Annotated in this window: 21 protein-coding genes; 15 read left to right on the top strand and 6 right to left on the bottom strand. The window is 50.2% G+C overall.

Translation table 11 applies throughout. From position 1 onward, the window contains the following. Nucleotides 1-36: 36 nt before the first annotated feature. Nucleotides 37-1,326, bottom strand: coding sequence for a serine--tRNA ligase (gene serS, locus E0E47_RS06315; RefSeq protein WP_130893249.1), 1,290 nt, complete (start codon nucleotides 1,324-1,326; stop codon nucleotides 37-39). A gap of 369 nt (nucleotides 1,327-1,695) precedes the next feature. Between serS and E0E47_RS06310 the strand changes: the two genes are divergently transcribed. The 3 genes from E0E47_RS06310 (at nucleotide 1,696) to E0E47_RS06300 (ending at nucleotide 5,224) form a co-directional block, all read left to right on the top strand. Then, on the top strand, nucleotides 1,696-2,154 hold the full coding sequence (locus E0E47_RS06310; RefSeq protein ID WP_232038354.1) for a hypothetical protein: 459 nt from the start codon (nucleotides 1,696-1,698) through the stop codon (nucleotides 2,152-2,154). A 126-nt stretch (nucleotides 2,155-2,280) separates the two neighbouring features. Then, nucleotides 2,281-3,876 (top strand): aspartate:alanine exchanger family transporter, encoded by a 1,596-nt coding sequence (locus tag E0E47_RS06305; protein ID WP_130893247.1) that lies wholly within the window; start codon nucleotides 2,281-2,283, stop codon nucleotides 3,874-3,876. Between the two features lie 73 nt (nucleotides 3,877-3,949). Continuing rightward, nucleotides 3,950-5,224, top strand: coding sequence for a hemolysin family protein (locus tag E0E47_RS06300; RefSeq protein WP_130893246.1), 1,275 nt, complete (start codon nucleotides 3,950-3,952; stop codon nucleotides 5,222-5,224). Between the two features lie 81 nt (nucleotides 5,225-5,305). Here the strand turns inward: E0E47_RS06300 and rpmA are convergent, their stop codons facing one another. From rpmA to E0E47_RS06275, 5 genes are all read right to left on the bottom strand, one after another. Continuing rightward, complete coding sequence (gene rpmA / locus E0E47_RS06295; protein ID WP_130893245.1) at nucleotides 5,306-5,581, bottom strand: 50S ribosomal protein L27; 276 nt, start codon at nucleotides 5,579-5,581, stop codon at nucleotides 5,306-5,308. A 20-nt stretch (nucleotides 5,582-5,601) separates the two neighbouring features. After that, on the bottom strand, nucleotides 5,602-5,919 hold the full coding sequence (rplU, locus tag E0E47_RS06290) for a 50S ribosomal protein L21 (protein ID WP_008629981.1): 318 nt from the start codon (nucleotides 5,917-5,919) through the stop codon (nucleotides 5,602-5,604). 181 nt (nucleotides 5,920-6,100) lie between these two features. Next, nucleotides 6,101-7,039 carry a thioredoxin-disulfide reductase gene (gene trxB / locus E0E47_RS06285; RefSeq protein WP_130893244.1) on the bottom strand — a complete coding sequence of 313 codons (939 nt, stop codon included), beginning with the start codon at nucleotides 7,037-7,039 and terminating at the stop codon, nucleotides 6,101-6,103. Nucleotides 7,040-7,085: 46 nt separating this feature from the next. Then, nucleotides 7,086-7,727, bottom strand: a complete 642-nt coding sequence (gene lolA1, locus E0E47_RS06280; RefSeq protein ID WP_130893243.1) for an outer membrane lipoprotein periplasmic chaperone LolA1 — start codon at nucleotides 7,725-7,727, stop codon at nucleotides 7,086-7,088. Nucleotides 7,728-7,748: 21 nt separating this feature from the next. Beyond that, nucleotides 7,749-10,244: an FtsK/SpoIIIE family DNA translocase gene (locus E0E47_RS06275; RefSeq protein WP_130893242.1), complete on the bottom strand. Its 2,496-nt coding sequence runs from the start codon at nucleotides 10,242-10,244 to the stop codon at nucleotides 7,749-7,751. Between the two features lie 115 nt (nucleotides 10,245-10,359). Between E0E47_RS06275 and E0E47_RS06270 the strand changes: the two genes are divergently transcribed. From E0E47_RS06270 to E0E47_RS06215, 12 genes are all read left to right on the top strand, one after another. Continuing rightward, entirely contained in the window at nucleotides 10,360-10,914 is a 555-nt protein-coding gene (locus E0E47_RS06270) for a DUF5063 domain-containing protein (protein ID WP_130893241.1), read from the top strand. A 15-nt stretch (nucleotides 10,915-10,929) separates the two neighbouring features. Continuing rightward, entirely contained in the window at nucleotides 10,930-11,550 is a 621-nt protein-coding gene (locus E0E47_RS06265; RefSeq protein WP_130893240.1) for a 3'-5' exonuclease, read from the top strand. Between the two features lie 19 nt (nucleotides 11,551-11,569). Further along, nucleotides 11,570-12,754 carry a class I SAM-dependent rRNA methyltransferase gene (locus E0E47_RS06260; RefSeq protein ID WP_130893239.1) on the top strand — a complete coding sequence of 395 codons (1,185 nt, stop codon included), beginning with the start codon at nucleotides 11,570-11,572 and terminating at the stop codon, nucleotides 12,752-12,754. Between the two features lie 300 nt (nucleotides 12,755-13,054). Beyond that, the gene (locus E0E47_RS06255) at nucleotides 13,055-14,206 is read left to right on the top strand and encodes a hypothetical protein (protein ID WP_130893238.1); all 1,152 of its coding nucleotides are present in this window, start codon (nucleotides 13,055-13,057) and stop codon (nucleotides 14,204-14,206) included. Between the two features lie 303 nt (nucleotides 14,207-14,509). Then, complete coding sequence (locus tag E0E47_RS06250) at nucleotides 14,510-15,568, top strand: 6-bladed beta-propeller (protein ID WP_130893237.1); 1,059 nt, start codon at nucleotides 14,510-14,512, stop codon at nucleotides 15,566-15,568. 126 nt (nucleotides 15,569-15,694) lie between these two features. Then, nucleotides 15,695-16,966, top strand: coding sequence for a nucleoside permease (locus E0E47_RS06245; RefSeq protein WP_008629966.1), 1,272 nt, complete (start codon nucleotides 15,695-15,697; stop codon nucleotides 16,964-16,966). Further along, a complete protein-coding gene (locus E0E47_RS06240; RefSeq protein WP_008629965.1) occupies nucleotides 16,966-17,532 on the top strand; it encodes a bifunctional nuclease family protein in 567 nt (188 codons plus the stop codon). Before E0E47_RS06245 ends, E0E47_RS06240 begins: the two co-directional genes overlap by 1 nt. 5 nt (nucleotides 17,533-17,537) lie before the next feature. After that, nucleotides 17,538-18,293: a 16S rRNA (uracil(1498)-N(3))-methyltransferase gene (locus tag E0E47_RS06235; RefSeq protein ID WP_428388650.1), complete on the top strand. Its 756-nt coding sequence runs from the start codon at nucleotides 17,538-17,540 to the stop codon at nucleotides 18,291-18,293. A 33-nt stretch (nucleotides 18,294-18,326) separates the two neighbouring features. After that, nucleotides 18,327-19,787, top strand: coding sequence for a DUF4836 family protein (locus tag E0E47_RS06230; protein WP_008629963.1), 1,461 nt, complete (start codon nucleotides 18,327-18,329; stop codon nucleotides 19,785-19,787). Further along, nucleotides 19,787-20,431, top strand: coding sequence for an ATP-binding cassette domain-containing protein (locus E0E47_RS06225; RefSeq protein ID WP_130893235.1), 645 nt, complete (start codon nucleotides 19,787-19,789; stop codon nucleotides 20,429-20,431). Before E0E47_RS06230 ends, E0E47_RS06225 begins: the two co-directional genes overlap by 1 nt. Next, a complete protein-coding gene (locus tag E0E47_RS06220; protein WP_130893234.1) occupies nucleotides 20,428-21,627 on the top strand; it encodes an ABC transporter permease in 1,200 nt (399 codons plus the stop codon). Before E0E47_RS06225 ends, E0E47_RS06220 begins: the two co-directional genes overlap by 4 nt. 5 nt (nucleotides 21,628-21,632) lie before the next feature. After that, on the top strand, nucleotides 21,633-23,177 hold the full coding sequence (locus E0E47_RS06215; protein WP_130893233.1) for a RapZ C-terminal domain-containing protein: 1,545 nt from the start codon (nucleotides 21,633-21,635) through the stop codon (nucleotides 23,175-23,177). Nucleotides 23,178-23,180 lie beyond the last annotated feature (3 nt).

The following is a 23,180-nucleotide window of genomic DNA, read 5'->3' as shown; positions in this document are numbered from 1 at the left end:
ACTCTATTCGTTTGGATTTATAATAATAGGTATGGCTCAGCACGGTTGGTCGTCCAACATTTCAAAGCCGCAATAAGGCACGAGGCATTTCGGCACGCGGATGCCTTCGGGTGTCTGGTTGTTCTCCATGATGGCGGCCACGATGCGCGGCAAGGCCAACGCCGATCCGTTGAGTGTGTGGCATAATTCCGTTTTTTTGTCTTCCGCACGACGATAACGGCATTTCAGCCGGTTGGCTTGGTAAGTGTCGAAGTTGGACACGGAGCTGACCTCCAACCAACGTTTTTGGGCTTCGGAATAGACTTCGAAATCGTAACAGATGGAAGACGTGAAGCTCATGTCGCCTCCGCAAAGGCGCAGGATGCGGTAGGGGAGTTCCAGTTTTTGCAACAGGCCTTCCACATGGGCCAACATTTCCTGATGTGACTGTTCCGAGTGCTCAGGCTTGTCGATGCGCACGATTTCCACTTTCGAGAATTCATGCAGGCGGTTCAGGCCGCGCACATCCTTACCGTAGGAACCGGCTTCACGGCGGAAGCATTGCGTGTAGGCGCAATTCTTGACGGGCAGGTCCTTTTCGTCGAGGATGACATCGCGGTAGATGTTCGTCACGGGTACTTCGGCGGTGGGGATGAGATAGAAGTTGTCGAGGTTGCAGTGGTACATCTGCCCTTCCTTGTCGGGCAACTGTCCGGTGCCGTAACCGGAAGCCTCGTTGACCACTGTGGGAGGCATGATTTCCTCATAGCCCGATTTACGCGCCTCGTCGAGAAAGAAGTTGATGAGGGCACGTTGGAGCCGTGCGCCTTTGCCGCGATATACGGGGAAGCCCGCCCCGGTGATTTTCACGCCGAGGTCGAAATCAATCAGGTTATACTTCTTGGCCAGTTCCCAATGTGGGAGCGCGTCTTTGGGCAGTTCCGTTTCCATTCCGCCCATTTTCACCACCACGTTGTCTTCCGCGCCGCTACCTTCGGGCACGATGTCGTACGGGATGTTGGGAATGGCGCAGAGTTGCGCCGTGAGCTCTTCCTGTGCCTGCTCCATGGCTTCCTGCAATGCCTTGTTGGTATCTTTGAGCCGTGCCACTTCTGTCTTGATGGATTCAGCCTCTTCTTTCTTGCCTTGTTTCATCAACGCGCCGATTTGTGCGGCCAGTTTCTTGCTTTCCGACAAATTGATATCCAACTGGGTTTGTGCCTCCCGGCGTTTCTTGTCGGTGGCCAACACGTTGTCAATAGCTTCTTTGGCTCCGGGGAAATGTTTTTTCTCCAGACCTTTGATGACCCATTCGGTCCGTTCGTTGATGAGTTTTAATGTAAGCATACTGTTATTTGTTTTATAATCCTATTTTCCTGAACTTGCAAAATTAATTAAAAAAAAGGTAGGGAGCGCAAGAAAAGCCTGAAAAACTCCTTATTTCTTTGTCAAAAGGCGAAAAGAACCGTCGTAGGACGAGAAAAGTGATACGGTAAGAAACGCCTGGTAGCTCCGTTTGCTAACATATTGTAACTGTTTTGACATAAAAGACAAACGAATGAACGGGATTTCTTGATATAGGTCAATATTATTTCTCCGAGCGTGTTAAAAGAGGTCTTTTTGCTTGCATTCGGGAGGAAACCTCCGTACCTTTGTATTGTTTTTAGGAGAGGCCATGGAGGCCAAGTATATATTAAAGGTAAAAAGATTGAAATTATGAAGAAGTTAATGACAATGGTTAGCGCCATAATGATGGTGGCAGCCGTAAATGCAAGTGAAGTGGTGACAGTGGCGTTCAACGAGGCTCGTGTCAGCGTTCCGGCTCGTGTACGTTTCGTGAAGGGGGAAAACTATGGCTTCAGTGTGGAGGCTAAGGATTCCGTGATAGCAAGAGCCGTGCGTTGCAGCGTGAAGGACGGCGTGTTGAGACTCAGTTTCGGTAATGCGTTGCAGCCGGGCGAATCCAAATTCGATGCCAAGAAGGGCGTGTACTATTATGGTGTTAATCCGACCAACCAGGTCTTTGCCGATGAGAATGGAGAAGATGACATGGTGATTACGGTCGTAGCTCCGGACATGCCTAAGTTCAAGACATCTTCCGACTACGTAGCGGTGACTGTGAAGGCCGTGGAAGAGGTTGGTAATAGCCGGGCAGCACTGACGATGAATGAGTAATGGATGAAAGTCGCTTTCGGGCGGCATCATATAATAATAAAGTCCTCTGAAAGTTTTTAATGAAACTTTTGGAGGACTTTCGTTTTTATCCCTATCTTTGCAAAGCGCATTCATGATTATAATTCTATGTGGACAGAACTATTGAATTCTTCTTATTTTGCCTTGTTTCTTATTGTGGCCTTGGGCTTTATGTTGGGGCGTGTTAAAATTCGCGGAGTTTCCCTTGATGTTTCGGCTGTTATTTTCATTGCTTTGCTCTTCGGGCATTTCGGGGTTTCTATTCCTAAGGAATTAGGCAACTTCGGATTGGTGTTGTTCATCTTTACCATAGGTATTCAGGCGGGCCCGGGGTTCTTTGATTCTTTTCGCACGAAGGGCAAGACGTTGATTCTGATTACTATGTTGATAGTGGCTTCGGCTTCGTTGACCGCCGTAGGATTGAAATATGCTTTGGGTATCGATACTCCCAGTGTGGTAGGGTTGATAGCCGGTGCGTTGACCAGTACGCCGGGGCTTGCTGTGGCCATCGACAGTACGAACTCTCCTTTGGCTTCTATTGCATACGGTATTGCCTATCCGTTCGGAGTCATCGGTGTGATACTTTTTGTCAAACTGTTGCCGAAGATGTTGCGTGTGGACCTTGAGCAGGAGGCCCGTAGGTTGGAAGCAGAACGGCGGAGCAAGTATCCGGAGTTGCAGACTTGTATTTTCAAGGTGACTAATCCTCAGGTGTTCGGACATACCTTGGCGCAGCTGAATGTAGGGCGCATGACGGGTGCCGTGGTGTCGCGTGTCAAATCAGGTGGAGAAATTCTAATCCCGATGGGGCATACGCCTTTGCATGCCGAAGATTGGGTGCAGGCCGTGGGGAGCGAAGATGCCCTTTCTCAATTAGGTGTATTATTGGGCGAACGTAAGGAAGGCGAATTGCCGTTGGTAGAGAGTCAGGACATCCAGTCTTTGCTGTTGACCAACAAGAATATGATTAACAAGCAACTGGGGGACTTGAATTTGCACCAGAACTTCGGCTGTACTGTGACGCGGGTAAGGCGGAGCGGTATAGACCTTTCCCCTTCACCCGATTTGGCCCTGAAGTTCGGAGACAAACTGATGGTGGTGGGCGAAAAAGACGGATTGAGTGGTTTGGCTTGCATGTTGGGCAATAATGCCAAATTGTTGTCCGATACCGATTTTTTCCCCATTGCCATGGGAATCGTATTGGGCGTATTGTTCGGTAAGCTGAATATATCGTTCGGTGACGGAATGTCTTTTTCTCCCGGGTTGACAGGCGGAGTGCTTATCGTGGCTTTGGTGTTGAGTGCTATAGGAAAGACCGGCCCCATATTATGGTCCATGTCAGGACCTTCCAATCATTTGCTCCGGCAGTTAGGGCTACTTCTGTTTTTGGCGGAAGTGGGAACCTCGGCCGGGAAGACTTTGGTGGCGACATTTCAGAGCAGCGGTTGGGTGCTGTTCGGAGTGGGAGCGGCTATTACGATAGTACCCATGCTGATATCGGTTTTGGTGGGGCGTTTGATTTTTAAGGTTTCGGTGTTAGATCTCTTAGGAACGATTACCGGAGGGATGACGAGTACACCGGGACTGGCTGCAGTAGATTCTATGGTGGACAGTAACATTCCCGGTGTGGCATATGCTACGGTCTATCCCATTGCAATGGTTTTTCTTATCTTGTTTATTCAAGTGATAGCCATGACATTCTAAGAATGCCGAATTCCATTTTTATGGGACTGTTGAAAGAAATAAATAATTATAGATTATAGACGGAAAAAGTAGGATGAGTGAGATTTTAATTATTATCGGATTGATTTTGTTGAACGGAGTATTTTCGATGTCGGAAGTGGCCATGATTTCAGCGCGGAAGTCTCGTCTGTCCACGGATGCGAAGAAGGGGAGCAAGGCGGCAAAGAAAGCTTTGGACCTGTCTGGCAATCCCGACAGATTTTTGTCTACCGTACAGATTGGCATTACGCTGATTGGCATTTTGACCGGTATTTATTCCGGTAATAAGATAGCTACGGACTTGACGGATTTTATGCTTTCATGTGGTGTCTCTTCTGCCTATGCTGCCGTATTGGCGCAAGGTACGATTGTGGTGGTGGTGACTTACCTCACGATTATTTTCGGTGAGTTGGTCCCGAAGCGTATCGGCTTGAGCGTGGCGGAAGCCGTGGCCAAGTTGATGGCACGACCTATGAATGTGTTGGCGATGATAGCCTCTCCTTTCGTTTGGTTGCTTTCCAAGAGTACGGAACTCATCTTTAATCTGCTGGGAATAAAGGGAGATGACGGAAAAGTGACCGAGGAAGAAATCAAATCTATCATTAAGGAAGGGGCGGAAGAAGGGGCTGTAGAACCCGTGGAACAGAACATCATGCAACGCGTTTTCATGTTGGGAGATTTGAAGATTGGTTCTATCATGACGCATAAAAGCGACGTGGTATGGTTGGATACAGCAATGTCGGCCCGGGAGATACAGGAGGTGCTGAAACGGGATTTATATGAATCTTATCCGGTGGCAGACGGTGATTTGGATCATGTGAAGGGAATGATTTGGCTGAAGGATTTGGTGATGAAGTTAAGTGAAGAAGACTTCAAAGTCGGTGATTTGGCACGGGAGGCTGTATATTTCCATGAGGGAATGAGCATCTATAAAGTTCTGGAGCAAATGAAGCTGAAAAAAATCAGCCGAGCATTGATTTGCGATGAGTTCGGTGACTTTGTGGGGTTGGTTACTTTGAAGGATATATTTGAAGGACTTGTGGGAAGTATGGATAATGAAGAAGATGAGCCGGAAATTATCAAACGTGCAGACAACGGAGGTTGGTTGGTAGATGGCCAATGTTCTTTATACGACCTGTTGTGTTACTTCGACTGCGGTGATTTGTATGAAGCTTCCGGCTATCATACGTTGGCCGGTCTGATACTTGACCGTTTGCAGCGTATTCCGCGTAGTGGAGAGAAGTTGGAATGGAATAGTTTCGTATTTGAGATTATGGATATGGACGGAGCGCGCATCGACAAAGTACTGGTGACAAGGTCGGTCGGTTGAGACAGACTTTGTACAAAGGGCAAAATAAAAGCCATTCTTTTCAGAATGGCTTTTATTTATGCTGTTTGCAATAACTCGTTATTATGCTTCAGCTTTAACTTCTACAGAAACAACGCTTCTGTCTTGACGACCTTTGTAAGCACCTTTCTTGAAAGTGACTACGCCGTCTACCAATGCGTAAAGAGTATGATCCTTACCCATACCTACGTTTGTACCGGGATAGTGAACTGTGCCGCGTTGGCGAACAATGATGTTACCGGCTACACACTTCTGTCCGCCGAAAATCTTTACGCCTAATCTTTTTGATTCCGATTCACGGCCGTTCTTAGAACTACCCACACCTTTTTTATGTGCCATTTTCTTCTAACTTTTAAGGATTAAGCAATAACTTGTTTGATGGTCAATTCCGTGAACTGTTGGCGATGGCCATTCAATTTACGGTAACCTTTTCTTCTCTTCTTGTGGAACACTAATACCTTGTCGCCCTTTACCAACGGAGATACAACTTCGCAAACCACTTTTGCACCTTCTACGGTGGGAGCGCCTACGGTTACGTTACCATTGTTGTCTACCAACAACACTTTCTCAAATTCAACAGTCTGGTTGGTCTCGGCGTTCTGGATGTGGTGAACAAACAGCTTTTTGCCTTCTTCTGCCTTGAACTGCTGACCGTTAATTTCTACAATTACGTACATTTTAATGGATTAAACGGGTTTTTCCATGAGGCGGATGCCATTGTGGCCTCGCTTTTTTGAGCCTCTTTGGACTAAATCGGCTGCAAAGTTACGAATAACAGTGCATTCTGCCAAACTTTTCAACGTTTTTCTCCGTATAAAAATGGAAGAATGCACTGTTTCTACTTATATGTGTTGCCTTTTATAACTTGTGTTCTGCCAGATAGCGTTCGGCCTCAATGGCCGCTTTGCAGCCGCTTCCGGCTGCCGTGATGGCTTGCCGGTAATGTGGATCGGCTACGTCTCCGGCCGCAAAAACACCGGGTACACCGGTGCGTGGAGAGTCTCCCTCTGTAAGGATATAGCCGGTTTCGTCGGTCTTTATCCACGGTTTGAAGATATCGGAGTTGGGCTTATGTCCGATAGCCAAAAAGAACCCGTCGATGGCAATGTCGTAATGTTGCTCGTCGGCTTCTCCTTTGCGTTTTACCACGTGTACGCCTTCCACTCCGTTTTCGCCGAACAAGCCTTCTGCGTTATGTTCGAATAGTACCTCTATTTTAGGATTTTCCAGTACGCGTTCCTGCATGATTTTGGAAGCGCGGAGGAAAGGTTTGCGCACGAGCAGATAAACCTTGGCTGCCAGTCCGGCCAAATAGGTGGCTTCTTCGCAGGCCGTATCTCCACCGCCCACTACGGCTACAGTTTTTTTACGGTAAAAGAACCCGTCGCAGGTGGCGCAGGCACTGACCCCCATACCGGCATATTTCTTTTCATCATCCAGGCCCAAGTATTTGGCGGTGGCACCGGTGGCAATGATGAGCGCATCGGTTTCCACTGTACAGTTGTTATCGAATGTGATTTTATAGGGACGTCCGCTTAGATCCGCTTTAATGGCAATGGCGTTACGGATGTCCGTTCCGAAGCGTTCGGCCTGCTTGCGTAAGTCCTCCATCAGGTCCGGACCGGCTATGCCTTCGGGATAACCCGGGAAATTTTCAACTTCTGTCGTGGTGGTCAACTGGCCGCCGGGCTGTATGCCCTCGTACAATACGGGGTTAAGGTTGGCACGGCCAGCATAGATGGCCGCTGTATATCCGGCAGGGCCGGAACCGATAATCAAACAACGGATATGTTCCATAATCTTTTGGGGTTTGTATGTATATATAATTAATGTATAAGCAGGCTTATCTCAGGTCTATGATTTCAGCCTGCGGGTAATCCTTCGGGTTGAATTCGAAGTCTGTAGCTGCGAACGATTGCCCGGTATGGAGCTGTTGGATGGAGATACGTGTCCATTGTCCTTTTTTACGCTGTTGCATACGGATGCACATCAAGCTATGGTTATCTTTGTTGATATCCAAGATGATCGTGTGCGGGTTTTTCTGTTTGTTGCGGGCGGTCAGCGTAATCTCATAACAGCTTTTTCCGCGCAGGGTCGTTTCCTTGAGTTGGTAATTATATCCTTCTTTGTACAAGTTGACGAACGTGTAGGGGTTCATGCTTTGCTGTTCTTCCGGAGTAGGTACGCTTACATTGACTTCGTCGTTGGCTTTCATGTAACTCCATTGCGTTTCACCGTTGTACCAGGTAATCATGTCCGGTGTGGTCATTTGGAATTTGTTGCCTTGAATGCACATCGTGCCCGTGGCACTTCCTTGTAGGTTGCCTTCGGTGAAATTGTCGGCTTTAAAAGTAGCTTTGACACCGCCTTTGCTCGTAAACAGGGAGGCTGTTTCGTCCAGTATCTTTCGTGCATCGGGCGTTTGCTGCGCCTTTGCCGGGATAAGGGAAAGGCACAAAGCCGCAGGCCATAATATCTTTTTCATCTTTTCAGTTTCTTTATCAGGTTATCTTAAATTGTTCAGTCTCATCTCCAAGTCGGTATCGTCTATACACAGCACTTCCCGGGGCTTGCTGCCTTGTGCCGCTCCTACGATACCGGCTTTTTCCAGTTGGTCCATCAGTCGTCCCGCACGGTTGTATCCGATGGCGAATTTACGTTGTATCATGGACGTGGAACCTTGTTGAGTAGCCACGATAAGGCGTGCGGCCTCTTCGAACAGTGGGTCAAGATGGGTCATGTCTACAGCACCTGCGTTACTTTCTTCCCCTTCCATTTCCACTTTGGGTAGTTCGAACGGGCCGAGGTAACTTTGTTGTTTGGCGATATAGGTCGTGATTCGCTCCACTTCCGGTGTATCGACGAAAGCGCATTGTACCCGTACCGGTTCGCTGCCGCTCAGGAAAAGCATGTCGCCTCGTCCGATAAGTTGGTTGGCTCCGGGGCGGTCTAGAATCGTACGGGAGTCGATCATGGCACTTACTTTAAAGGCCATGCGTGCCGGGAAGTTTGCCTTGATGGTACCCGTAATGATATTGGTGGTCGGGCGTTGGGTAGCGATGATCATGTGGATTCCCACGGCCCGGGCCAATTGTGCGATGCGGGCGATAGGCAGTTCTATTTCTTTTCCGGCCGTCATAATCAAATCTCCGAACTCGTCGATGACGACTACGATGTATGGCATGAAACGATGCCCGTTTTCCGGATTGAGCTGACGGTTTTTGAATTTGGCGTTATACTCTTTGATATTACGGGCACGGGCCTTTTTCAGCAAGTCGTAGCGCGTGTCCATTTCACAGCATAGGCTTTTCAGTGTGGCCACCACCTTTTGTACGTCCGTAATGATAGGCTCGTCGTCTCCGTCGGCAATTTTCGCCAGGAAGTGGTTCTCGATGGGTGAGTAGATGCTGAATTCCACCTTTTTCGGGTCTACCATGACGAACTTCAGTTCCGCCGGATGCTTCTTATATAATAAGGAAGTAATGATGGCATTCAGTCCGACGGATTTACCCTGTCCGGTGGCACCGGCTACCAAAAGGTGAGGCATTTTGGCCAAATCCACCATAAAGACCTCGTTCGTGATGGTCTTGCCTAATGCGATGGGCAGTTCGTAGTCCGATTCGCGGAATTTCCGGCTGTTCAGGATGCTTTCCATCGACACCATGCGAGGCCGTGCGTTCGGCACTTCTATACCGATAGTTCCTTTGCCCGGTATGGGGGCGATGATACGGATGCCCAGTGCGCTCAGGCTCAGTGCGATGTCATCCTCTAAGTTTTTGATACGCGAGATGCGTACGCCTTTTGCCGGAGTGATTTCATACAACGTGATGGTTGGTCCTACTGTGGCCTTTATGGAAGAGATGCCTACGCCGAAGTTCTGGAGCACTTCAATGATTTGATCTTTGTTTTTATTTTGCTCTTCCATGTCGATGGGCGCATCTTCATCGTTACGTTTGTCCAACAGTTCGAGCGTAGGGTAATGGTAATTTTCCAAGTCCAACTTCGGATCGTAAGGTTCCAAGGCACCCTTGCCGCTTGCATCGGCAAGTTCTTCTTTTTCTGTTTCTACGATGTCCAATTTTGGAGGGAGGGTAGGGGATTCAGCCCGTTTGCCTACGACGTCAGCCTCTTCCTCTTCGTCCGTATTTTCTTTATCTTCTTCCCGGGTAGGAACATTCATGTCGAAATCAATGGTTTGAACCAAATGTTCTTCTTCGTCTTCCTCTATGATGCCGTCAGCTTCATCGGTCGTTTTAGGAATGGCAGTATTTCCTGTCGGTTCGTTCTCGTTGGTGGCTGTTTTCGATGGAAGTTTCGATTTGATATAGTCCACAGGGTTTAATATTCTCCGTACCAACTGTATCGTTTCACTGCTTAAATAGGCCAAATAGGCGATGGCCGTCAGAAGCAATGCCATGAATGTCCCCACCTTGCCGATACGTTGGTTGAGCCAGTTGCTGATGAACAGGCCATGGTCACCGCCCGGGTTGATGAAGTTCCAGTCATTTAAGTTTTCAAATGTTTGTTGAAAAAAATAAGAACAGGTGACGGAGAACCAGATGATGAGTATGGAACAGTTCAGAAACCACTTCCACAGCCTGACCTTATAGGCGCGGGTAAGTTTCATGGCTGCAATAATCAGAAATACGGGAAGTATGAAGGCCGAGAATCCGAAACAGCGGTTTATCCAATAATTGGCACAGTAGGCTCCCACGGCTCCGGCATAATTCAGGAATCCTTCCATCGCTCCTTGTTCTATCAGGCATTGGTCTTCCGCGCCCGTAAACAGGTGAGAGGTGAAAGACAACAGCATGAAAAGAGCCAGGATTAAGAGTACCAGTCCGAAAAAAAAGCGCAGGGTTTCCTTATGTCCCACCGGTTCTTCTCCGGCATTCAGCACATTTCCTTCCGTATCTGTCTTTCTTTCGGGCTTTTTTCCTTTTCCTCTCTGTACTTTGTTTCCTAATTTGGTAGTTTGTATCGTCGGATTTTTTTTACTCATCTTGGCTTGTCGGTATGAAAACAACTACAAAAGTAAATGAAAATCATCAATTTTGCTATTTTTTCGCTCAAATTTTTGTAGCTTTGCGGTTTTTAGAAAATGATGAGAGAGCACCATGAATGTGAATGATAAGAAAACGATAGTATATTCTCGGAATACTGTGGAATTTGTAACCGTGGCAGCCGAATTTTGTGCCTATTTGGAACAATCGGAAGGGAGGAAGTGCCGGGATTTCACGGATACCGTATTAAAACTCTTGCCTTTACTCTATTTGAAGGCTGCCTTGTTGGAGGATATTGAGGGGGCGGAGGACTTTCTTCCCGAAGCTTTCGTTTCGGAGCAGGATTATGAATTTGTCCGTCTGACGCTTTCTTCCTTATTGGACGGGAAGGACGATTACCTGGATTTTTGCAACGAGGGAGTGAAATTCAGCGACGAGCCGGCCGTAAAAACAATTTCAGAGGATTTGGCGGATATTTATCAGGCGCTGAAGAATTTTGTGGAGACCTACCGTATCGGATTGGAGGAAAACATGTACGAGGCTGTGGCCAAAGTGCGGAATGCGTTCGTGCTGTATTGGGGGCAGACGCTGACGAATGCCATGCGTGCCCTTCATCGTGTCAGGTACAGCCCGGAAGACGATGAAGATGAGGAATTAGATGTAGATTAACCTTTCCAAAATAAGATGAAAACACTGTATAGTAAGTTTGACAAGAAACTTATAGCGGCTTTGCCGCGTGCCCTGTTCGAGGGGCGTATTTTTGTGATTCAGACGGAGGCGGAAGCGTCTCGGGCGGTAGATTATTTGTTGGCTTCGGCCGTTTTGGGAGTGGATACCGAAACACGCCCTTCCTTCCGTAAGGGATGTGTGAACAAAGTGGCTTTGTTACAGGTTTCTACCGATGATACATGTTTCCTGTTTCGACTGAATTATATCGGAGTGACCGATAGTGTGAAACGTTTGTTACAGGACGAAAATGTCTTGAAAGTAGGTTTGTCGTTGCGCGACGACTTTGCCTCGCTCCACAAGCGTGGCGAGTTCGAGCCTCGGGCCTTCCTGGATTTGCAGGATTATGTCCGTGCTTTTGGTATCGAGGACATGAGCCTGCAGAAGCTGTATGCCAATATCTTCGGGCAGAAGATCAGTAAAGGGCAGCGTCTCACCAACTGGGAGGCGGACGTGCTGACCGAGGGGCAGAAACTGTATGCGGCTACTGATGCTTGGGCGTGCATACGGTTGTATCGGGAACTGGAAACATTGAAAGAAAATAACGACTATGAACTTGCCGTAGTGCAGGAATCATAAATAAATGAGGGTAAAGACTATGTATAAGAACTTATATTTAAAAAAAGGAAAAGAAGAAAGTCTGGAGCGTTTTCATCCCTGGATTTTTTCCGGAGCCGTCCATCATATAGAGGGAGAACCTGAAGAAGGGGAGGTGGTACGCGTGTTGACGTCCGAGGGCGATTTTATAGCCGTGGGGCATTGGCAAATCGGTTCCATTGCCGTCAGGGTGCTGGATTTCGAGGACAAAGCGGTGGACGGAGCCTATTGGGAAGACCGCCTGCGAGTGGCTTACGACTTGCGATGCGCCATCGGAGTGGCCGGACATGAAAAGGAAAATGATACCTATCGTTTGGTGCATGGCGAAGGAGACTGTTTGCCCGGACTGGTGGTGGATGTGTATGGAAAGACAGCCGTCATGCAGGCTCATAGCGTGGGCATGCACGTGGCGCGTCACGAAATAGCACGGGCACTTGTGGCCGTGACGGGCGGAACAGTGGAAAACGTGTATTATAAGAGCGAAACCACCCTGCCTTTCAAGGCGGAACTGGGGCAGGAAAACGGTTTTATCGTGGGCGGAAGCACGGAAAACGTGGCGGTAGAGAACGGCTTGAAGTTTCATATAGATTGGTTGAAAGGCCAGAAGACAGGATTCTTCGTAGACCAACGTGATAATCGTTCGCTGTTGGAACATTATGCCCACGGGCGTGCCGTGCTGAATATGTTCTGTTATACCGGAGGATTCAGCGTGTACGCCATGCGTGGCGGAGCCACGTTGGTGCATTCCGTGGATAGTTCGGCCAAGGCGATAGACCTGACCCGTGCCAACGTGGAACTGAACTTTCCGGGCGACGGCCGCCACGAGGCGTATGCCGAAGACGCTTTCAAGTATTTGGATGCGATGGGAGACCAATATGATTTGATTATTCTCGACCCTCCGGCTTTTGCCAAACATAAGGATGCGCTTCGGCAGGCTCTGAAAGGCTATGCGCGTTTGAACGCCAAGGCTTTCAGTAAAATCAAGCCGGGCGGCATCCTGTTCACGTTCAGTTGTTCGCAAGTGGTAAGCAAGGACCACTTCCGTACCGCCGTGTTCACTGCCGCCGCGCAGAGCGGACGCCGTGTGCGTATCCTTCATCAGTTGCATCAACCGGCCGACCATCCCGTCAATATCTACCATCCTGAAGGGGAATATTTGAAGGGGTTGGTGCTCTATGTAGAGTGATGAAAAAGGCTCTTATTTGTAAAATAAGGTTAAATACAAGAAGTTTTTTAGCAAAACACTTGCAATATATACGGGAAACCCATACCTTTGTACTGTGTTTTTCATGGTATTAGATTTAAGGTTAATGAAAGATTGGTTGTCGAGATGACAACCTTCTTTTTTTTAAGGGGGCGCATCCGTCGGGATGTGCCCCCTTTTCAATGAAAGGCAGGCTGTCGGCCCGGTGCAAAAGAAAGTAGTCCGATTCTTTGCTTGCAGACGGAATTTTCCGTAAGTTTGTCCCGTTAAATATTGGATATCATGAGAAAGACTTGTATGTTGGCACTTTTGTCGGCTTTGTTCTACGGGTGCAATGAAACGAACCCTAATTTCCGGCTTGCATCGGATTCGGTGGCCGATGTCGAGGTGTCTGTAGTGGACGTGGATACCTTGTGGTTGGACACGGTGCCCACTTCTTATATGATTGAGTCGGGCGTATGCGACGATTACCTCTATGTGGTGGACAAGAAACTTTGTGTGGTGTACCGTTACGATTCCACGGGGCGGTTGCGTGACAAGAAGTTGGGGAAAGGGCATGCCCGTAATGAGACGGAAGCGGGAGATGTCTACGGATGCTGCATGCTTGATGGTGGAGGAATCCTGCTCAATAATGCGAGCGGATGGTATTATGTCTATGACAAGGATTTCCTTTTCAAAGATCAGTTTTTTATCTCCTACAACGGGCGCAAGGACAAGGATAAGGTGGACGAGACGGCCTTTTCCGACCCTGTGTATTACGTCCACGGGTCGGACATGCACTTCCGTTCCCATGGTGATAAGATATATAGCACGGTGCACGAATTATGGGGGTATAATTATTTGGAAGACACGGAACTTTATCTTGATAAAACGGCTCACATACGGGAAGTGGACTTGGGCAAACATGGTTTCGGCCGGTTGTTGGCATTCGGGTATCCTGAGAGTTATTATGACAAGCCCCTCACCAAAACGCTTTTTTCACAACTGGCTTTCGATATTGCGGACAATGGGGATTTTTACGTGTCCTTCGAGGCCGATTCTTTGGTGTACCGTTACGACCATGATTATAACCAGTTGGCCTGTTTCGGCTTTGCCGGACGGGACATGGATTTGAACTACCTTCGTTGGGACAGTTATGACCAGCCCTGGAAGGAAAGGTGGGCCGAACGTATGTCGAGGGGCTTTTATAATGCTGTGGAATATGTGGACGAGACGGGATTGTTGTTCCGTTCTTACCGGAAAGGCGGCGGTTCGATTACAGACGGATTGCAGGTCTACCGCGATGGGGTATTGGTAGGTGATGTGGACGTACCCTTGGGATTCCGGATGGCCGGTTATGTGGAGCCTTATTATTATTCCTATGTGGTGCCCGACGAGGAGGGGGAGCGGCTGTATATGTTCCGTTTCAAATGGCCTTCCGCACCGGAAGAATAAGTTCCGTGCCCTTGCCCGGTGCTTTTCGCTCTTCTTTTTTTACATGAATCAATCTGCTGAGAACGGAAAATCAATCTCAGGAGATTGAAAAATCGTTCGGCTGAGAACGGAAAATCATTTGGCGCAGATTGATTTTATGGGTTGTGGAGGATGCCCGATGATATTCTTTAAGGGTTTGCTTCTGATTCATTTTGAGAGGGTTAGTCGCACTGTGCAGGTGGAGGTATTGTACCTTTCTTGGGGTTGATTTATATTTACATCCGATGGTCTATGATAGAGTGTATGTCGATGAAACAAGTTTGGATGGGAATAGCAGTTTGCCTGTGCCTGTCGTGCACGCGGATGCGAGGCGGGCAGGAGGGCGTGGTGCTCGATTTGACGGAGACGGGGACGGATACGTTAGGATTCGGCGACGTTTTCGATGTGGTAGGCGTTGTCCCGTTGGAGACGAAAAACGAATGCCTTTTGGGGCATGTGAGTAAGGTGGAAGTCGTGGATGGGAACTATTATGTGTTGGACGGCCAACGGAAGGCAGTGTTCGTCTTCGACGGGCAAGGGGCGTTTTTACGCCGCATCGGAATCATGGGGCATGGGCACGGCGAATATGAGCGTGCCTCGGATTTTACGGTAGACCGCGACCGCAGACGTGTAGTCATTCTCTGCGGCCCCCGGGAGGTATATATGTATGATTTGCAGGGACAGTTTGTCGGCAAGAAGGATGTCGGTCCTTGGTGGGTCTGGAAAATAGCCTCTTGTCCGGAAGGCTTTGTCGGTTCGACGGAAGACGCCACCTACTCCGAAGGCGAGATGGCTTATTTGTTTTATGCATTCGACCCCGAATTTCATGTACGGGGCAAGTGGGTCGGAGTGCGTCGGGACTATGCCATGCCGATGGCCTATCCGCCCTTGCAAAAGGCCGGCTGCAAGGTGTTCGGCTTCGACGGCGCGAGGAATGCCGTCCACGTGTGGGACGGACAGGCCGACAGCGTGAGGACGGCATACACCGTCCGTTTCGCTTCTCCCATGCCCGAAGGCATGAAAAGTCAGGAGGAATATATGCGGAACATGTTTCTTTACGACGTGCTGATGGGAGGTGCGTGGGGCGGTGACGGTCTGGTGTTGTTTTATTTGCACGAGGCCCGTCAGCACGTTGCCGTGTTTGCCCCGGACGGGGAGCGGCGTGTGTCAGGGCCGTACCGGGATGTCTTTCCGGACTTGTACGTCGGGCGTGAGGGAGAAGTGCTGATCGTGCTTTCTGCTGCGCGGTTCCTGGAACTTGTACGTCGGCATCCGGATGCAGTGCCTGGTGTGCCGGTGACGGAAGACGGCAACCACGTGGTGCTGCGTTGCAGGTTGGAGTAATCTGCGGTTTGGGATTTTTTAATGGATATTTGTGTCGCTTTTTTGTCCGTACCGGCATGGAAACGGATTTTTTTGTGTAAGTTTGCATATTATAATAGACTGTGGAATACATAAAACGTGAGAGCTATGAGATTAAAGATGCGCTTGACGGTGATGAACTTCCTGGAATACGCCGTGTGGGGGGCTTATCTGACCTCTATGGGAAGTTATTTGGTGAAAATCGGTATGGCCGAGAACATCGGTTGGTTTTATTCGGTCCAGGGCATCGTGTCTTTGTTCATGCCCGCGCTGATAGGTATTATTGCAGACCGTTGGATGCAGGGGCAAAAGGTGTTGAGCCTCTGCCATTTTCTGGCGGGCGTTTTCATGTTGGGGGCTTCGCTTTATGGGTTTGAAGCCGGTGCGGAAGCCTCGTTTTCCACCTTGTTCACCCTTTATTCGCTGAGCGTGGCTTTCTTCATGCCCACCATAGCATTGGCCAATTCCGTGGCTTATTCCGCCTTGGAGGGGGCCGGTCTGGACACGGTGAAAGATTTCCCTCCGATACGTGTGTTCGGTACGGTCGGTTTCATTTGTTCCATGTGGGCGGTCGATTTGGGCGGCATGCAGGAGAATGCGGGACAGTTCGCCTTTTCCGGTGTCCTGAGCATGTTGTTGGCCGCTTACGCTTTGACGCTTCCGGCATGCCCGGTAAGCCATGCGGCGGAACGCAAGAGCGTGGTGGAAGCCTTAGGGCTTCGTGCCTTCACGCTGTTCCGTCAAAAGCGTATGGCTTTGTTTTTCATCTTTTCCATGTGTCTGGGCATCTGTTTGCAGATCACCAATGGTTTTGCCAGTCCTTTCATCTTCTCTTTCGGGGGCATTCCCGAATATGCGGACACGTTCGGGGTACAGCATGCCAATATCCTGATTTCCATATCGCAAATCAGTGAGACGTTTTGCATTTTGTTGATACCGTTCTTTTTGGGCCGTTTCGGCATCAAGCGGGTGATGCTCATAGCGATGTTGGCGTGGGTGTTCCGTTTCGGATTTTTTGCGTTGGGCAATCCTGGGCCGGGCGTGTGGTTGTTCGTCCTGTCCATGTTGGTTTACGGGGTGGCTTTCGACTTTTTCAATGTGTCGGGTTCCTTGTTTGTCGACAAGGAGACGGACATCAGCATACGCAGCAGTGCGCAGGGGTTGTTCATGATGATGACCAACGGTTTGGGCGCTACCATAGGGACGTTGTCGGCTCAGGCCGTCATCAACCGTTTTGTGTACGCTTTGCCGGAAACGGCCTCCGGACAAGAGGTCATAGCCGGGTGGAATACCTGTTGGTATATATTTGCAGCCTACGCTTTGGTTGTGGCTGTCTTGTTTGCCATATTTTTTAAGTATAAACATGTAGTTAAAGATTGATGAGTAAGATGAACGAGGCGGTAAAAGAACTGAAAGTGCTGACCGTGTCCAAATGTACGGAAGACGGTGCCGCATACATGGCCGTTCTGAAAGAAAAGGACGGTGAACGTATTTTGCCGGTCCTGATAGAGAGGAGCGAGGCTTTCCTCTTGTTGATGAAGATGAAGGGGAATAAAAAGAATACTTTGCCCTCTTCCATGGCCGACATTATGCGGACAGCTTTCACGCAATGCAATATGGACATAGAAGAAGTGCGCATTGCCGCCGTGGAGGGAGGCGTAACCTACTGTCACGTCCTTTACCGAGAAGGGAGCGTTTTTCACATGATTCGTTATTGCAAGGCATCCGATTGCCTGATTCTGGCCTATACATTCGATTGCCCGATAACCATTGGCGAAGCGTTATTGGAGCACCAGTACATGCGTGAAATAGGAGAGGGGATGTATTCCATTCCGGTAAATTCGGTGAGCGTGGAGGCATTGAAGGAGGCATTGAAAAGGGCTGTGGAAGACGAAAACTATGAATTGGCCTCGCAGTTGCGTGACGAAATAGAACGAAGGAAATGAAGGAAATCCGTTTTTTTTATGCGCCGGACGTCGCGGTGGATGACGAATTGCCGGCAGATGAGGCTGCACATTGCTTGCGGGTCTTGCGCTTGCAGGCGGGAGATGAGATTCGCCTGACCGACGGGAAAGGAATGTTTTATAAAGCCGAGATTACAACGGCCACCGGAAAACGATGCCTCTTTAAGGTCTTGGAAGCCGTTCCGCATCCCAAGGAGTGGAGCGGGCACCTGCATCTGGCCTTGGCTCCTACCAAGAATATGGACCGGATAGAGTGGTTGGCGGAGAAGGCCACCGAAATCGGCTTCGACGAGCTGACGTTCTTGGATTGCCGTTACTCGGAGCGCAAGGTGGTCAAGACGGAGCGCATAGACAAGATTTTGGTGTCGGCCATGAAGCAGAGCCATAAGGCTCGTAAGCCGCTGTTGAACGGGATGGAGGATTTCAAGCGTTTTGTGGCTCGTCCGTTCGCCGGGCAGAAGTTCATCGCGCATTGTTATGACGAAGCCGATGTGGCCGGTGTGGCCAAGGCATCCGAAGACAAGGCCATGGACGGCGGAAAGCCTTTTTTGTTGGACGAATTGGATACCGGACAAGACGCTTTGGTGTTGGTAGGGCCTGAAGGGGATTTCAGCATCGACGAAGTGCGGTTGGCGCAGGCCCACGGTTTCCGTTCCGTAAGTTTGGGCCGGAGCCGCCTGCGTACGGAGACGGCGGGGTTGGTGGCCGTCCATTTGATGCACATCCGCCACGCCTGCGTATAAAAGGTTGCAAGATTAACACAATACAGAGATAGGATGAAAAAGAAATGGATATGGGGCGTGGCCGTGGTGTTGGCTTTGGCCCTTTCAATAGGGCTTTACAAGTTTCTTACGGCAGACGATTACCGCCGTACCTTGCCATCGCGTCCCTTGGCTTTGGCAGCCGTAGACTGGGTGCGCTTGTCGGAAGAAAACGACATGGGCATGCAGGATTGGAAGAAACTGTTGCCGGAAGGGTTGGAACCCGGACAGACCGGAATCGACTGGTCGAAGAAAATGTATGCCTTTGTTTCTTCCAAAGAATACGTTGGCTTGTTGGCTGCTGTCAGAGACGAGGCGGACTTGCGGTGTTTGTTGGACGAGGCCGCAAAGAAAGGCCGGTGCACGCCTGTGGAAGACTATCGGGGCTACTCTTGGACGGTATGGGACGGCAGTTGGATGGTGGGTTTCGGTGGCGGTGCGTTGCTTATGATGGGGCCGGGCCTGAAAGCCGACATGGATGCGTTGCGCTATGACATGTTGGCTTGTTTCAGGCAGAAAGAGGCGGAAAGCGGGATGTCTTCGCCCCTCTTTGCTGAGTTGGACCGTAAGGATGCTTCTTTCCGCGTCGTGTCGCGGTTGGACGTGTTGCCCAACTTCCGTGGTGTGGGATTTTTGGAGGGCTTGCCCGAGCATGCGAACCTGGGCGATGTGTATCTCTGTGCCGGTTTGAATCTCTCTTCGCACGGGGTGACCGTGGAAGCAGAAATCAGTTCGAGGAACAGCGACATCAACAAGTATTATGAGCGTTTGGCTTTCTTGGGCAAACCGTTGGACGGCGAATTTGCCGGACGGGTGCCGGAGGATGCTTTGGCGTGGGCTTGCGTGAATGTGGACGGTGGTTCTTTGTTGGAGATGCTGCGGCAGAATCCCGTGGCGCGCACCTTCCTGATTGGATTGAACTTGGGCGTGGATGCAGACTTGATGATCCGCAGCATCAAGGGGGACGTGGCTGTTACCGTTCCGGCTTCCGCCTTGCAGAATCCCGGTAATGTCCTCGTGACGGCCCATCTGGCGGAGAAAGACTTTTTGAAAGAAGCCGCATATTGGAAGGAAAGTGCTGCGCGGAGCGGCGCATGGACTTTCCGGGATTTCGGGAACGACCGTTTTTATTGGGCTGCCAATGGCGTACAGGCCTATTTCGGGGTAGAAGGGGAGACGCTCTACGTCACGCCCGAAGAGGAAATGACAGGTTGGGTAAGCGGCCCGGAAACAAAGACCCTTTCGGAATGGAACAGCCGGATAAAGGACAGCCGTTTCTTCTTGTGGGTGAATTTGGAACAGGTCAAACGTGCCCCGATGGTGGATGCGTTGTGGCAGGAAAGCGGCGTGGACGGAGGCCGGAAAATGTTGGATTTGTTCGATGCGATAGTGTTGCGCTCATCCGATGCCTGCCGTCTGACATTGGAGCTGCATACGCGTGGGAATCGGAATCTATTGAAGGATTTATTGAAATAATGGACAAGATAGAATTGAAGAATGCATTGCCGGAGGTGTTTGCCTTACGGGATGACATCCGGAGCGAGATTTGGCATCAAGAAGTGACGTTCGAGCGGGGACATTTGTATTTGGTCGAGGCTGGTTCCGGCACCGGCAAATCATCCCTTTGCAGTTATATCATCGGTTATCGTAACGACTATCAGGGTATCATCAGCTTTGACCGGAGGAACATCCGCAATTATAAAGTGAAGGATTGGGTGGAGCTGCGGAAACGTTCGTTGAGTCATTTGTTTCAGGAACTCCGTTTGTTTCCCGAGTTGACAGCTTACGAGAACGTGGCGATTAAAAACAACTTGACGGGATTCAAGAAGAAAAAACAGATAGAAGCTTGGTTCGACGCGTTGGGCATCGGTGACAAGTTGCATGTCCCGATAAGCCGCATGAGTTTCGGTCAACAGCAGCGTGTAGCCATGATCCGGGCTTTGGTGCAGCCGTTCGACTTCTTGTTGGCCGACGAACCGATAAGCCATCTGGACGAGGAGAACGGCAGGACGATGGGAGAAATCATGATGGAGGAAGCCCGCTCGCAGGGAGCGGGTGTCATCGTGACCAGTATCGGTAAGCATATCGCATTAGACTACGAAAAGACATTCAGGTTATGAGTTTGGTTTGGAAATTATTGCGTCGGCACGTCAGCGTGCCTCAGTTTGCCGGGTTCTTCTTTGCCAATTTGTTGGGTATGCTCATTGTCTTGTTGAGTGTACAATTTTATTATGACGTCCTGCCTGTTTTCACGCAGGGCGACAGTTTCATCAAGAAAGATTATCTGATTGTCTCCAAGCGGATCAGCATGGTCAGTTCCTTCAGTGGCCGGAGTAATGCGTTTTCTGCGGCGGACATCGATGAAATCAAGGCACAGAAGTTTTGCAAGAGCGTGGGGGCTTTCACTTCAAGCCGATACAAGGTGAGTGCGAGCATGGGCGTGGAAGGCATGGCATATATGAGCACGGAGATGTTCTTTGAATCCGTGCCCGACCGTTTCGTGGACGCAGACCTGAAAGACTGGCACTTCGCGGAGGGCGATCCCGTGGTGCCCATCATTTTGCCGCGCAGTTACCTGACGATTTACAATTTCGGCTTTGCCCAAAGCCGTTCGCTGCCCAAGCTTTCGGAAGGAGTGGTCAGCATGTTGGACTTGAACGTGCGTTTGCGGGGCAATGGCCGGGAGGACGTGATGAAAGGACGGGTCATTGGTTTCAGTAACCGGCTGAACACTATCTTGGTACCCGAGAGTTTCATGAAGTGGAGCAACAGGCTATATGCCCCGGACGGGGATGCCGGACCCACGCGGCTTATCGTTGAAGTGTACAACCCGGCAGACGATGCCATAGCCCGTTTCTTGCAGGAAAAAGGATATGATACGGAAGAAGACAAGCTGGATGCCGGAAAGACCACTTATTTCCTGAAAATCGTGTCGGGTGTGGTGATGAGCGTAGGGCTGCTCATCAGCGTCTTGTCATTCTACATCCTGATGCTGAGCATTTATCTGTTGGTGCAGAAGAATACGACGAAGTTGGAGAACCTGCTGCTCATAGGTTACAGCCCTTGGCGGGTCGGTCTGCCTTATCAGATTCTGACGGTAGGGATGAACGTGTTGGTATTGTTGTTGGCCATCGGCCTGCTGACGTGGCTTCGCGGTTATTATCTGGATATGATCCTATTGTTGTTCCCCCAGATGGAGGAGGCAAGCCTTTGGCCCGCGTGCGCCTTGGGTGTGGTGCTCTGCGTGGCGGTCAGCGTGTTGAACGTATGCGCCATACAGCGTAAGGTGATGGCCATTTGGAAACATAAAGACTGAGAGACATGGAAGAGTTGTTGCGATTATACGAAGACTGGCGGGGCTGTGCGCCGCAAAGTGTGGAACAGTTGCCCGGAGCCGGAAGCAACCGTACGTATTACCGGTTCTGGGATGCCGAAGGGGATTCCCTGATAGGCGTGGTGGGCACGTCACGGGAGGAGAACGAGGCTTTCATTTATTTGGCCAGGCATTTCGGGCAGAAACGGTTGCCTATACCCCGGGTTGTGGCCGTTTCGACGAGCCGTTTGTGCTATTTGCAGGCCGATTTGGGGCATCGTAGCCTGTTCGACGCGCTGTCGGACGGCCGCGAAAAAGGCGGACGTTACGCTCCTGAAGAGAAGGAACTGTTGCGGCGGACGATAGCGGAACTGCCACGCATCCAGTTTGTCGGGGCAGAAGGCTTGGATTTCGGACGGTGTTACCCGATGGCTTCCATGGACAGGACGGCTGTTTTCTTTGATTTGAACTATTTTAAATATTGCTTCCTGAAGACTACGGGACTGGACTTTAACGAGGTAAGGTTGGAAGAGGCGTTTTCGGAGATGGCCAAGGATTTGGTGGGAGACCCGGACAGGCACGCGTTCCAATACCGGGATTTCCAGGCGCGCAACGTCATGTTGGACAGGGGCGGGCAGCCCCACTTCATCGACTTCCAAGGCGGGCGGCGCGGGCCGGTGGAGTATGACGTGGCCAGTTTCCTGTGGCAGGCTTCGGCGCATTACGCCCCGGAGCTGCGCCACGAGCTGATGGCGGCGTACCTCGATGCTGCACGGCTGTATACGGACGTGGACGAAGGACGATTCCGCGAACGCATGCGGTTGTTCGTCCTGTTCCGCACGTTGCAGGTGTTGGGGGCATACGGTTTCCGGGGGTATTTCGAGAGGAAGAAGCATTTCTTGGACAGCATAGCCCCGGCCATACGGAACTTGCGAGAGTGGCTTTCGGAGGGCAAGTGTCCTTATCCTTATTTATATGACGTGTTGAGCCGGATGGTGGAATTGCCCGCTTTCCAGACAGAAGTTCCCGCACAGCCGGACGAACCGTGCGGAAAGGACGCAGGAATGGAGCGTGTAGCCGATAGGCTCCGTGCGGACATCGGGCTGGCTTCGCTTTCCCGGTACGATGGCCGGGGACTGTTGGTCGTGCGCGTGTTCAGTTTCTCCTATAAGAAAGGGATTCCCGAAGACACTAGCGGGAACGGAGGTGGTTATGTGTTCGATTGCCGCAGTACGCACAATCCCGGAAGGTATGAACCGTACAAATCCCTGACGGGCTTGGACGAACCCGTTATCCGTTTTTTGGAAGAGGACGGAGAGATTCTGATGTTCTTGGACAGCGTTTGCAAATTGGCAGATGCCCATGTGGCGCGTTATCTCCGGCGCGGTTTTACTGACTTGATGTTTGCTTTCGGATGTACGGGCGGCCGTCACCGCAGCGTCTATTCCGCCCAACATCTGGCCGAGCATCTGCATGAGAAGTTCGGCATTGAAGTACGGATATGTCATCGTGAGCAAAATATCACGCAAGTACTGCCTGCTGTCAAGGGGTAAGTC

The organism is Paraprevotella xylaniphila YIT 11841, assembly GCF_900683745.1.
In the GTDB taxonomy this organism is placed as follows: Bacteria; Bacteroidota; Bacteroidia; order Bacteroidales; family Bacteroidaceae; genus Paraprevotella; species Paraprevotella xylaniphila.
The sequence above is the reverse complement of the archived record's forward strand: the minus strand, read 5'-3'. Positions and strand labels throughout refer to the sequence as shown.